Origin of the sequence: Thermoleptolyngbya sp. M55_K2018_002, from assembly GCF_015295965.1 — a bacterium.
GTDB classification, from domain to species: Bacteria; Cyanobacteriota; Cyanobacteriia; order Elainellales; family Elainellaceae; genus Thermoleptolyngbya; species Thermoleptolyngbya sichuanensis.
The window spans coordinates 1-11,882 of the sequence record NZ_DVEA01000040.1; the positions used below are offsets into that span (position 1 = coordinate 1).

Consider the following 11,882-nt stretch of genomic DNA (forward strand, 5'->3'; position numbering starts at 1 on the left):
CGGCAGCCAGTCCGATACACTGATACATTGAGGACTGAAGAGGACTGAAGAGGACTGAAACAGAGTGCGTAAAGTGCGATCGCCCCTACAGCGTCCTCTTCTAGGAACTACTGTGTCCACACATCCCGGTCGTTTGCATGGGGCTTCTGAAAGATCCCCCTAAATCCCCCTTAATAAGGGGGACTTCCGATCCAGTTCTTCCTGCTTCGGCTCCCCCCTTGCTCAAGCGGGGTCAGGGGGGATTGGTTCCCCCCTCGCTCAAGGGGGGTGGGGGGATCGGCTCCCCCCTTGTCCAAGGGGGGTTAGGGGGGATCAAAGCATCGCCGCTCAGCCCAGAAGACTGGTGTGTCCACAGGAGTTTGTAAGACGGGATACGCCCTGTCCCCAAGAAACGAGAGTTTCTAAACCAGCCGCACACCTAACTCACTGCAAAAACTAGCTGCAAAAATACTCTATGCAGACCGATGCCTCCGTCACCCAGCCCACGCCCCTTTCCCCCATTCCTCCAGACGACACAGCGTTTGATGCGATCGTGATTGGGTCGGGCATTGGCGGCCTGGTGACGGCCACCCAGCTTGCGGCAAAGGGGGCATCTGTGCTGGTGCTAGAGCGCTACCTGATTCCGGGGGGCAGCGCGGGCTACTTTGAGCGGGAGGGCTATCGGTTTGATGTGGGCGCGTCGATGATCTTTGGGTTTGGCAGCCAGGGCACAACAAACCTGCTGACGCGGGCACTGGCTGCCGTGGGCATGGAAATCGAGACGATTCCTGATCCGGTGCAGATTCACTACCACTTACCCGGCGGTCTAGAGCTCAAAGTACATCGCGAATATGAGAAATTTTTGCAAGAACTGACTGCCAAGTTTCCCCATGAGGCGAAGGGCATCCGCCAGTTTTATGACGAGTGCTGGGCGGTGTTTAACTGCCTCAACGCGATGGAACTGCTGTCTCTGGAGGAGCCACGCTATCTAACCCGTGTGTTTTTTCAGCATCCCTTTGCCTGTCTGGGGCTGGTGAAATATTTGCCGCAAAACGTGGGCGACATTGCCCGTCGCTATATCTCTGACCCAGACCTCCTGCGCTTCATTGACATGGAATGCTACTGCTGGTCGGTGGTGCCCGCAGACCTGACCCCCATGATCAATGCGGGCATGGTGTTTAGCGATCGCCACTATGGCGGCATCAATTATCCCAGGGGCGGCGTGGGGCAGATTGCCCAGAAACTGGCAGAAGGGCTGGAAAAGGCAGGCGGCAAAATCCTTTACAAGTCCCGCGTCACGGAGATCCTGATGGAAAACGGTCGCGCGGTTGGCGTGCGGCTGGCCTCAGGCAAAACCTACCGCGCCCGCCGCGTCATTTCCAACGCCACTCGCTGGGATACGTTTGAAAAACTGCTGCCCGCTGCCGTGCTACCCAAGTCGGAGCAAAAATGGCAGCAGCGCTATCGCAAGTCGCCCAGCTTCTTTAGCCTGCATCTGGGGGTGAGGGCCGACGTGCTGCCACCTGATACTGAGTGTCACCACATTCTGCTAGAAGACTGGAGCCGCATCGAAGCTGCCAGAGGCACGGTTTTTGTTTCGATTCCTACGCTGCTTGACCCCAGCCTCGCGCCCGACGGCTACCACATCATCCACACCTTCACGCCCGACTGGGTAGACCACTGGCAACGCCTCTCGCCCAGCGAGTACGAAGCCCAGAAGGAGGACGTAGCCGCAGCATTGTGCGATCGCCTCGAAGCCATTTTTCCAGGTCTTGCCGCTGGGCTGGATTTTCAGGAAGCGGGCACGCCCCGCACCCATCGCCGCTTTCTCGGCCGCGTAGACGGTTCCTACGGCCCCATTCCCCGGCGCAAGCTGCTGGGCCTGCTGGGAATGCCCTTCAACCGCACCGCTATCCCTGGCCTCTACTGTGTCGGCGACAGCACCTTTCCGGGACAGGGGTTAAACGCAGTCGCTTTTTCGGGCTTTGCCTGCGCCCATCGCGTTGCTGCGGATTTGGGGCTGCGCGGCTAGGCAGAATTGCGGCTGGATGTTTCTCTAATGTTTCTCTAAATGTTCAGCATGTTCAGCCTAAGGTTTGAAACCGTCCCTTACCCCTTCGTGTTTCCTTTCGCGTCGGCGTACCGCTGCTTGAACAGAGCCTGTCGCTTTTTGTGATCGACAATCGGTGCAGGATAATTACAAGAACGGCGATCGCCCGCATCAATGATCCCTGTCACCAGTTGTGCAGTCTCCAGCCCGCGCAATTCTGGCAGCCATTCGCGGATGTATTCCGCCTCCGGGTCAAACTTTTGCGCTTGACTGGCGGGGTTAAAGATCCGCAGCGGTTTTGGGTCCATGCCGCTGGAGGCGCTCCACTGCCAGCCGCCGTTGTTCGCTGCCAGGTCGCCATCGACCAACCGCTGCATGAAATACTTTTCGCCCCAGCGCCAGTCGATGATCAAATCTTTCGTCAAAAAGCTGGCGACGATCATGCGGCAGCGGTTGTGCATCCAGCCTATCTCATTCAACTGGCGCATGGCTGCATCCACAATCGGATAGCCCGTGCGCCCCTCACACCACGCCTGGAAGTGTTTCTCGTTGTTTTCCCAGGGAAAGGCTTTGAACGGTTCGCGGTAGGGGCCGTCGGCCAGTTCGGGGAAGTGATACAGGACGTGTTGATAGAACTCGCGCCAAGCAAGCTCTTGCCGCCAGACGCGGATGCCCTCCTGGGCTTCGTCGCTGCGGGTCTGTTCCTGGGCAGTTTGCGTGGCGGCCCAGACGGTGCGGATACCGATCGCCCCAAACTTGAGCGCTGCGCTCAGCCTGGAGGTGCCGTCTTCATAGGGTAAATTGCGCTGCTCTTGATAATCAGTAATGGCGCGATCGCAGAATTCCGTGAGCCGCTCCTGGGCCGCCGCTTCGCCCGGTTCCAGAATGAAGCCGCCGTTCCACACTTCGCCCAGATCCTTCAGCGTTGGCAGGGCGATCGCCCCCGCTTTGGTTGCCGCATCTTTTTCAGAATCCGTCAGCCCTTCGGCATTTGTCAAATCCGCCACGGGTTCAGCCTTGGGCTTGCTGCTCCAGTTTTTCCAAAAGGGCGTATAGACTGTGTAGGGCGTGCCGGAGCCGCTGAGAATTGATTTGGGGTCGTGCAGCAGTTGATCCCAAAACGCCTGATATTCCACGCCTGCTTCCTTGAGGGCAGCGGCAACCTGGCGATCGCGCTCTCGTCCGTAGGGTTCCACGTCGCGGTTCCAGTACACGGCCTGAGCGCCCAGGGCGTTGGCCAGCCGAGGCAGCGCCTTCACGGGGTCATCGTACAAGATCAGCAGTTGGCTGCCTGCTTTGGCGTATCGCGTCTGCAAGTCTTGCAAGCAACCCAGCAGATAGGCCACGCGCACCGGGGCCACATCGTCCCGCTGCAAAATACCCGGATCGAGACAAAACACGCCAATGACTTTTGCCGAGCGCGATCGCCCTTCTGCCAGCCCCACATTATCCGCAATTCGCAAATCGCGGCGATGCCAAAATAAAATCAACTCGCTCATACCCTGCCTGCTGGATTCTATTCATCACCTTACTGCATCCCGCCCAGAGAAGCGGGCCGCAAGTAAAGACGAGGGCAAAGACGAGCAGAACCGACTACGCTTTGTCGGGCGCTTTCAAGAAGTAGCTGCCTAGAAATAGCAGAAAATAGCAGCCTTAAAAGAGCCTTCTGGCAGGAACGTGGGTAATCTTGAAGATTTTCAGCGGAGTAAACTCTGCACGGTTCTGATTAGGATATGGTTTGAGGAAGGCGATCGCCTTCTTCAGAGAAAAATTAGAGAAAAACTATCTAAGCAGCATATCACAGCAGCGTGGATTAGCAGCCTCCATCAGCGGCATCCCCCCCATCGCACTTCCTTACAAGCGCACCCCTTCATATTCAGACGAGCAGAGCTAAATGGCACGGATTGTTTCTATTCACTCTTTTCGAGGCGGCACGGGCAAATCGAACACCGCAGCCAACCTTTCGGCCCTGCTGTCCAAGCACGGGCAGCGCGTCGGCGTGATTGACACCGATATCCAGTCGCCGGGGATTCACGTCCTATTTGGGCTAGAACCCAACAGCATGAAAAACACCCTCAACGACTACCTCTGGGGCGATTGTACGATTGCCGAAAGCGCCTACGATGTCACCGTGCCAGACTTCAAAACTGGGGAAGGCGCAGTCTATTTAGTGCCGTCCAAAAGCTCTGCCGAGGATATCGCTCGCGTGTTGCGTGAAGGATACGATGTGCGCCTGCTGCGGAGCGGGCTACAAGATCTGGTCAAAGCCTACAATCTCGACTACGTGCTGATCGACACGCACCCCGGGCTGAACGAAGAGACGCTGCTGGCGCTGGCCATGTCAAACCTATTGCTGCTGGTGCTGCGGCCCGACCAGCAAGATTTTCAGGGAACGGCGGTGGTTCTAGATTTGGCGCGAAAGCTGCGCGTTCCCAAGATTCTCATGCTGATCAATCGCGTGCTGGCCAGCGTGGATGTGGAAGACCTGAAAAAGCAGGTCGAGTCGATCTATAGCAACGAAATCGGCGCGGTCTTGCCCAACTGTGAGGAGATGATGCAGCTTGGCAGCAGCGATCTGTTTGCGGTTCGCTATCCTGACCATCCCCTGTCGCAAGAAATGGATCGCCTGGTTCGCCAGATCGTGGCTATTGAGTAGGTTGCTGAATGGATAGCCATCTTGCGCTTCGAGATGAGTTGCTGCCCCAGAAGTTGCTGGAAGTAGGAGATCATCGTTGGCAAAGCAGTCTGCTGCGCTAGCGAGGCCGTGCATACCGTAACGGCGATCGCCGATGTCCCCAGCACGCTGCACTGGTTATCAGCAGCATCCCTCAACACCTTGCGCCAGCAAAATCCCCAGCTTGCGCTGCGGCTGCTGGACTGGGTGGTGCGCCTGCTCAGCAACCAGGTGATCCACGCAAAAGCTGAAATTCAAGAACTGTTGCAGTGAGGTCAACAATTTCCCAAAAACCTACAAAATATCTGGAGATTTGTCTGGAGATTTAGAGGAACAAGCGGTATGGTTTAGGGACATGCTCCACAACTCGCTTCGGACTTGAAATTCGGACTTGAAATTCGGACTTGAAATCATGCAGGAGCCTTGTTCTGCCCCATCTTCAGACCCTGCCGTTGAGCAGTCTCTACGCCTGGAAATCGCCCAACTCCGTGCTGAACTGGAAACCCTCCGCCAAGAAAAATCTGACCTGGAAATCTTGCTAGAGATGACCACCGAACACTCCGACACGGTGGAGGCAGAGCTTCAGCGCGAAGCAGAGGAAACGCTGCGGGAAAGCGAACATCGACTGGCACAGTTTCTCGAAGCAGTGCCCGTGGGCGTGTTTGTGGTAGATGGCGGCGGTCGCTCCTACTATGCCAACCGCATGGCACAGCAGATTTTGGGGTATATCCCCATAACGCAGGTGGCGACTGATGAATTGTCAGAAACCTACCAGGTTTATCAGGCGGGCGCAGAGCGGCTATATCCTACCGCAGATCTGCCGATTGTGCGGGCGCTGACGGGCGAGAGCAGTACGGTAGACGATATGGTGCTGCGCCAGGGCGATCGCACGGTTCCCTTGGAGGTCTGGGCCAGCCCGATTTACAACGAAAAAGGGCAGGTGGTCTATGCGATCGCCGCTTTTCAAGACATCACCGAGCGCAAGCGGGCCGAAGATGCCTTGCGAATCGCTGAAGCCAACTACCGCAGCATCTTTGAAAACGCCGCCGAGGGGATTTACCAAACCACGCCCGATGGTCAGTATCTCAGCGCCAATCCGGCGATCGCCCGCATGTATGGCTACGACAGTCCCGCCGAGCTTATGGCCAGCGTCGGTGACATCTCCCAGCAAGTCTACGTAGACCCCCAAGAGCGCGATCGCTTTCGATCCCTGCTCACCCAGCACGGCGAAGTCAAAAACTTTGAATACCAGGTGTATCGCCGCGACGGCACCGTGATGTGGCTCCTAGAGTCGGCGCGGAGCGTGTGCGATGGCGCGGGCAGAGTCCTCTACTACGAGGGCATGTGCATTGACATCACCCAGCGCAAACAGCAGGAACAGGCCCTCCAGCAGCGGGTGCAGCAGCTTCAGATCGAAATCGACGAGGCCAAACGCCAGCGCCAGGTCGCCGAAATCACCCAAACTGACTATTTTCGCCAGATTCAGCAAGAAGCCGAACAATTCAAACGGCGATTGGCTGAATAGGGCTGGATGTAGGGCTGGAATAAGCCTGTATGGAAGCCTGGAATAAACCTGGAATAAGCCTGGAATGGAATAAGCCTGGAATCGGTTCAGATGGACACCGCCCGTCATCCTCTCCAACCCCTATCCGCTTCGATCAAAATCCGCTTCGCTCAAAATCCTCAGAAATCCGCCTCGATTAGAAATCCGCTCTGATAAAAAAGTTCACGAGAAAAGCTAAATTGTCCTCACGCGAAAAAATGAGAGAATAGTGGCCCAAATAGCACCCCAGTTTCAGATGAAATGCTACATAACCCATACACGATACGGTGATCACAACCCACCGTAGCCGCAAATCGGAGATGCAGCAGGTGCGAATCGCGCATCAATCAGGTGTGAATCCGGTCTTTGTCATCCAGTCGAGGTTTCTGTGGCCAAAATTGTTTCGATTCATTCCTACCGGGGTGGCACAGGCAAGTCCAACCTCACCGCAAACCTGGCCACGGCGATCGCCCTCCAGGGTAACCGAGTCGCCGTCATCGACACCGACATTCCCTCACCCGGCATCCACGTCATCTTCGGGCTAGACGACCAAAAAATCGACAAAACCCTCAACGACTACCTCTGGGGCCGCTGCACCATTGCCGATGCTGCCTACAACGTCACGCCCCCCTCCTCTCATCCCAGCGGCGGCCAAGTGTTTCTCGTCCCCTCCAGCGTCAACGCCGACGAAATCGCCCGCATTCTCAACCAGGGCTATGACTTTCGCCTGCTCAACGACGGACTGCGCCAGCTCGTGCGCCAGCTTGAAATCGACTATCTGCTAATCGACACCCACCCCGGCCTCAACAAAGAAACCCTCTTATCAATCGCCGTTTCCAACCTGGTGCTGCTGATCCTGCGGCCCGACCAGCAAGACTTTCAGGGCACCGCCGTCACGGTAGACGTGGCCCGCCAGCTCGATGCCCGCCAAATGCTGCTCATCGTCAACAAAGTCCTCAGCAGCATGGATCAAAACGTCCTCAGAGAACAGGTCACCCAGACCTACAAAGTGCCCGTTGCAGGCGTGTTCACCCTGTCCGAAGAAATGATTTACCTGGCCAGCAACGGCATCTTTTTCCTGCGGTATCCCGATCACCCGTTCAGTCAGGAACTCCGCCGCGTCGTTGCCCAGGTGATCGGTTAGTCATCGGTTAATCATTGGTTCAATGCTGCAAATCTTTGGCGATTTTCAAGACGACTATCCCCCCAGTCAGGAATTCCTGTCGCTGGCTTTTTCCCCCAGTTCTGCGCCCATCCGCCAGCGCTGGCGCGTGAACGGACTCTCGGCCGATTTTGTGGCCGACTACATGACGACCTTCTTTCCCGGCGAAGATGACTTATCATCTCCCTCTCAGCAAGATAAGGTTCGCGATGCCGTAAGCTTTATTGCAAATGAGCTGCTGGAAAACGCGATGAAGTTTAGTGACGAAACCTCCGCTTTTCCGATTCAGATTCAGCTCCATTTGCACAGCGACGCGCTGGTTTTTTACGTCACAAACAGCATCAAATCCGACGACATCATTCGATTCCAAACGCTGATTCAGGAAATTGTTTCCAGCGATCCCGACGAGCTTTACATCCAGCGGCTAGAAGCCAACGCCCTGGATGACGCAAACTCTGGGTCGGGGCTGGGGCTATTGATTATGCTGACCAACTATGCCGCCCGCCTGGGATGGAAGTTTGAAACCCTGCCCGCAGAACCGCCCCTCACCGCCGTCACCACGATGGTTAAAATGCCCGTCTAGGCTGCAAGATGGATGAGCTACGACAGACGATAGATGCATTAGAATCAGCAAAGATTAAGTTGAGCGCTATGGAACTCCGGGACGACGACTATCAAATCTGGTATGACGCAGAAACGCAGACATTGACCTGCCAGGGGGCGCTGCGTCTGGGCGGGCCCGACGAATACGCGCCGATCGCTCAACTGCTGGATGAAGTGGTCAAGCAGGAACCCCAAAATTTGGAACTCGATTTGCGAAAGCTGGCGTTTCTCAATAGCTCTGGGATCAATACCCTGTCCAAATTTGTGATCAAGGTGCGACAAAGTAGCCAGATCCAACTAGTGATTCAGGGATCAAATGAGATTCCCTGGCAAACCAAGTCGCTGCCCAATTTGCAGCGATTGCTACCCACGCTCAAGCTCCAGTTTGATTAGGGCGCTCCTCTCTGTTCTCTCGGATCGACCGGGACTTATCCTGGGAATTCTGGCAAATTCTAGCTCTCGATTTGCGAATCACGCTTTCGGTCAATCACTATGGGCACGTCCGCATCGCTTTCTGAGCAGGCCCCCGACCCGCTGCTGTCGGAGGTGATTGCCCTGCAACAGCAAGTCGAGCAGTTGCGTCAGCAGCTTTTGCAAACTCAGCAGGAAAAGGCTGACCTAGAAGTTTTGCTGAACACGGTGACGGGCCATTCTGACCAGATTTTGTCGGAAGTGGAGCAGGAAAAGACGGATCTGGAGATCTTGCTGGAAACCGCAACGGAGCATTCGATGCTGGTGGAAACCGACTTGCAGCAGCAGGTCGAGGAAGAGCGACGGCAGCGAGAGGAGCAGTTTCAGTCCATTACGGCGGCAACGCCTGTGGGGCTGCTGATTGCCGAGGTGGAAACGGGGCGAATTTTGTATGCTAATGAGCGGCTGGGGGATTTGCTGGGGCTGTCGCCAGCGGCCCTGCTGGCCCAGTCTACGGTCGATTTTTACGCTCAGCCAGAGGAGCGGGTTTCGGTGCTGGAGGCGATCGCCCAAAACCAGACCTACCAAGGAGAACTGCTGTTTCGGCGGGCCGATGGCAGCGTGTTTTGGGGGCTGCTGTCGATGCGGCCGTTTGGGTTTAACGGGCAGCACACCCTGCTAACGGCAATTCAAGACATTAGCGATCGCAAGCAGGCCGAAGATGCCCTGCGAATTGCCGAAGCCAAATATCGCGGCATCTTTGAAAACGCAGTGGAGGGCATTTTTCGGATGGCGCTGGATGGCGACTATCTAGAAGTCAACCGGGCAATGGCGGGCCTGTTTGGCTATGCCTCCCCCGGCGAAATGCTAGAGTCCGTTCGCGGCGCAACGGCCCAGCTTTATGTGGACCCTGCCCAGCAGCAAGACCTGCGGCAGCGCCTCGAATCTCAGGACGAAATCAAAGATTTTGAATACGCAGCCCGCCGCCAGGATGGCAGCCGCTTTTGGGCATCGGCCTGGGCGCGGGCCATTCGCAGCGAATCGGGCGACCTGCTCTACTACGAAGGAAGCTGCATCGACATTACCCAGCGCAAGCAGCAGGAAGAAGCCCTGAAGCGGGAAATTCGCAAATTACGAATCGAAGTGGATCAAACCAAGCGCCAAAAAGAGGTCGCGCAAATCGAGCAAACCGACTATTTTCAATGGCTGGTGTCCCAGGCTGATGATCTGCGCCTGTTCAAAGACGCGCCACGGCGAGACGAGGGATAATCCAGCCCTGGCAGTTTCCGGCGTTGGGGCTGCCTAGCCGCAGCGATACTCAGCGCTATGCTATACCTATGATTTCTTCTTTCCAGCCTGCTTTGAATGCCGAAGACCAGCGCGTGCTGCTGTCGGGCGTAACCTGGCAACAGTACGATAGCCTGCTGGCAACCCTGGGCGACTATCCCGGCCTGCGGCTGATCTACCTGGAAGGGACCTTAGAAATTTTCATGCCCTCCGCCGAACATGAGCTAGTCAAGAAAGTGCTGGCGCGGCTGATCGAGCGCTATGCCGAAGCGGTGGATATTCCCCTGCACGGCTACGGTTCCACCACCTTTCGTCAGGAAGCTGCTGCCCGTGGGCTAGAGCCAGACGAGTGCTACTGCATCAACACGCTCAAGCCGTTGCCCGACTTTGCCATCGAAGTGAACCTGAGCAGTGGCGGCATCAACAAGCTGGCAGTCTATCAGGGATTAGGCGTGCCGGAAGTGCTGGTCTGGCAGGCCGGCGACCTGACGCTGTATGATCTGCGCGGAGAGGCCTATCGCACCGTCAGCCACAGCCAATTTTTCCCAAATCTAGAGATTCAGCAGCTTGCCCAATTTGTCCGCCCCTACGACCAGCCCCAGGCGATTAAGGATTTTCTCAGCAGCTTGTAGGGTTTTGACTCTGGGCTGGAGCCTCCGGCAGAGGCGGCGCAATTTTCGACAAGTTTTTCGACAAGTTTTTTTGACAAGTTTATTGCAGCGTTTGGGCGTAGCAGACCAGATCAGATCGGAGACATATCGGATATAACGGAGGAAAATCTTCTTCTCTTTCCCCACAGCGCTATGATTGACCCGCTTTCCATCACGGCTGGGACGATTTTGGCCTATGCCCTGCCCAAACTGCTCGATGCCAGCATGGAAAAGGTGGGCGAACTCTTGACCGAAGAAGCCATGAACCAAGCGAGGCAAAAAGGGCAAGCGCTGCGGCAGGCGATTTTGCGGCGACTCAATCCCGAAAAGCAACGGCAGCTAGAGCAGGCCATGGCCGCCGCAGAAACCTCACTCGACGAGCGCCAGAAGCTAGAGGCTTGGCTAGAGCGGATGATGCAGCAGCATCCAGATTTTGCGGAGGAACTGCGGAAACTGGCCCAGGAAATTCACCAGATTATCAACATCGATAAGGTTCAAGGGCGAAACGTTCAGCAAGTATTTGGAGGACAAGGGCTTCAGGTAAATGACCCAAACCAGCCCGTATTTCAAATTCAGGGCAATCCGATTTTTAATCTGGGAAGCCAACCCCCAGCCTCTTGACTGGAGCCGCCTGCTGGGGGTCGGGCAAAGTTACCCCCGCCGACGGGCTATGCAGGCAGCGACCTGTTGCCCACGCTGGCCTACTGGCAAGGACGCACCAAGGAGCAAGCACAACTCCATACCTGGCTCAAGGATGCTGCGATTCCGCTGGTTGGTGTTTATGGGCTGGGGGGATTTGGCAAGTCCACCCTGGCGGCGCGGGTGTATGAAGACAGCCGTCAGTTTGTCGGGAAGTTTTGGGCAGATTTGAGCCAGACGCTCGGTTTTCCGGATGTGGCCCGACGCGCCCTGTTTGCCTGGGGAATGCCCGCCGAGCAGGTGGCGGAGATCGAGGAAATTCGGCTTGGGGCAGCGCTGGTGCAGCAGCTTGGCCGTGGGGCGTATCTGCTGGTGCTGGATAATTTGGAAAGCGTGTTGACGCAGAGCGACGAGTGGCAGAGCGTCACCTATCGACCGTTTTTTGAGCTGCTGCTGAGGACGGCGGGAGACAGTAAGGTGCTGCTGACCAGTCGCAACCGCCCGCCCAGCCTGCCGGCCCGCTGGCTGCCGCTAACGGAAGGGTTGCCCCCGACAGAAGGGGCAGCACTGCTCCGGCAAAAGGGCGTGTTGGGCAGGGATGAAGAACTGCAATCGGTTTCGCGGCGCGTGGGGGGCTATCCGCTGTCGCTGGTGCTGATTGCGGGGTGGCTGCTGGCGGAGGAGGCTGCTGACCCCCAGGTGCGCTATTTGCCCGATGATCTGTGGGCGCTGGAGGGGCCCTATCAGGGGGAACGGCAGCTCAGCGTGGAGCAGGTGTTTGGCTGGAGCGTGGAGCGGCTAGAGGAGCGCCTGCGGCAGATGCTTTGGCCGCTCAGCATTTTGCGGCAGCCCTTGGATGCCACCACGGCCGCCGTCGTGGCTGG

At 56.8% G+C, this 11,882-nt stretch carries 12 protein-coding genes; 11 read left to right on the forward strand and 1 reads right to left on the reverse strand.

Features of this window, described 5'->3' with window-relative positions; all coding sequences use genetic code 11:
- Nucleotides 1-454 precede the first annotated feature (454 nt).
- Nucleotides 455-2,011 carry a carotenoid isomerase gene (gene crtH, locus IGS51_RS01745; RefSeq protein WP_297075184.1) on the forward strand — a complete coding sequence of 519 codons (1,557 nt, stop codon included), beginning with the start codon at nucleotides 455-457 and terminating at the stop codon, nucleotides 2,009-2,011.
- Between the two features lie 77 nt (nucleotides 2,012-2,088).
- On the opposite strand, the gene IGS51_RS01750 is transcribed toward crtH, so the two are convergent.
- Nucleotides 2,089-3,528, reverse strand: coding sequence for an FAD-binding domain-containing protein (locus IGS51_RS01750; protein ID WP_297075185.1), 1,440 nt, complete (start codon nucleotides 3,526-3,528; stop codon nucleotides 2,089-2,091).
- A 395-nt stretch (nucleotides 3,529-3,923) separates the two neighbouring features.
- Between IGS51_RS01750 and IGS51_RS01755 the strand changes: the two genes are divergently transcribed.
- The 10 genes from IGS51_RS01755 to IGS51_RS01800 form a co-directional block, all read left to right on the forward strand.
- Complete coding sequence (locus IGS51_RS01755; RefSeq protein ID WP_297075187.1) at nucleotides 3,924-4,685, forward strand: MinD/ParA family protein; 762 nt, start codon at nucleotides 3,924-3,926, stop codon at nucleotides 4,683-4,685.
- A 108-nt stretch (nucleotides 4,686-4,793) separates the two neighbouring features.
- Entirely contained in the window at nucleotides 4,794-4,976 is a 183-nt protein-coding gene (locus IGS51_RS01760) for a hypothetical protein (RefSeq protein WP_297075188.1), read from the forward strand.
- A gap of 118 nt (nucleotides 4,977-5,094) precedes the next feature.
- Nucleotides 5,095-6,228 (forward strand): PAS domain-containing protein, encoded by a 1,134-nt coding sequence (locus tag IGS51_RS01765; protein WP_297075190.1) that lies wholly within the window; start codon nucleotides 5,095-5,097, stop codon nucleotides 6,226-6,228.
- 406 nt (nucleotides 6,229-6,634) lie between these two features.
- Nucleotides 6,635-7,390 carry a MinD/ParA family protein gene (locus IGS51_RS01770; RefSeq protein WP_297075191.1) on the forward strand — a complete coding sequence of 252 codons (756 nt, stop codon included), beginning with the start codon at nucleotides 6,635-6,637 and terminating at the stop codon, nucleotides 7,388-7,390.
- A 22-nt stretch (nucleotides 7,391-7,412) separates the two neighbouring features.
- Complete coding sequence (locus tag IGS51_RS01775) at nucleotides 7,413-7,991, forward strand: DUF6272 family protein (RefSeq protein WP_297075193.1); 579 nt, start codon at nucleotides 7,413-7,415, stop codon at nucleotides 7,989-7,991.
- A 68-nt stretch (nucleotides 7,992-8,059) separates the two neighbouring features.
- The gene (locus IGS51_RS01780; RefSeq protein WP_297075194.1) at nucleotides 8,060-8,404 is read left to right on the forward strand and encodes an STAS domain-containing protein; all 345 of its coding nucleotides are present in this window, start codon (nucleotides 8,060-8,062) and stop codon (nucleotides 8,402-8,404) included.
- A 99-nt stretch (nucleotides 8,405-8,503) separates the two neighbouring features.
- A complete protein-coding gene (locus IGS51_RS01785) occupies nucleotides 8,504-9,691 on the forward strand; it encodes a PAS domain-containing protein (protein WP_297075196.1) in 1,188 nt (395 codons plus the stop codon).
- 68 nt (nucleotides 9,692-9,759) lie between these two features.
- Entirely contained in the window at nucleotides 9,760-10,341 is a 582-nt protein-coding gene (locus IGS51_RS01790; RefSeq protein ID WP_297075198.1) for a Uma2 family endonuclease, read from the forward strand.
- 171 nt (nucleotides 10,342-10,512) lie between these two features.
- Nucleotides 10,513-10,980, forward strand: coding sequence for a hypothetical protein (locus IGS51_RS01795; protein ID WP_297075200.1), 468 nt, complete (start codon nucleotides 10,513-10,515; stop codon nucleotides 10,978-10,980).
- A 66-nt stretch (nucleotides 10,981-11,046) separates the two neighbouring features.
- The coding region (locus IGS51_RS01800; RefSeq protein ID WP_297075201.1) for an NB-ARC domain-containing protein at nucleotides 11,047-11,882 on the forward strand (836 nt) is incomplete at its 3' end.

What these genes read in the sequence shown, in the direction of transcription:
- IGS51_RS01775 (WP_297075193.1), top strand. Translation starts at nt 7,413, where the DNA reads ATGCTGCAAATCTTTGGCGATTTTCAAGACGACTATCCCCCCAGTCAG.
- crtH (WP_297075184.1), top strand. Translation starts at nt 455, where the DNA reads ATGCAGACCGATGCCTCCGTCACCCAGCCCACGCCCCTTTCCCCCATT.
- IGS51_RS01755 (WP_297075187.1), top strand. Translation starts at nt 3,924, where the DNA reads ATGGCACGGATTGTTTCTATTCACTCTTTTCGAGGCGGCACGGGCAAA.
- IGS51_RS01790 (WP_297075198.1), top strand. Translation starts at nt 9,760, where the DNA reads ATGATTTCTTCTTTCCAGCCTGCTTTGAATGCCGAAGACCAGCGCGTG.
- IGS51_RS01785 (WP_297075196.1), top strand. Translation starts at nt 8,504, where the DNA reads ATGGGCACGTCCGCATCGCTTTCTGAGCAGGCCCCCGACCCGCTGCTG.
- IGS51_RS01780 (WP_297075194.1), top strand. Translation starts at nt 8,060, where the DNA reads ATGGAACTCCGGGACGACGACTATCAAATCTGGTATGACGCAGAAACG.
- IGS51_RS01795 (WP_297075200.1), top strand. Translation starts at nt 10,513, where the DNA reads ATGATTGACCCGCTTTCCATCACGGCTGGGACGATTTTGGCCTATGCC.
- IGS51_RS01750 (WP_297075185.1), bottom strand. Translation starts at nt 3,528, where the DNA reads ATGAGCGAGTTGATTTTATTTTGGCATCGCCGCGATTTGCGAATTGCG.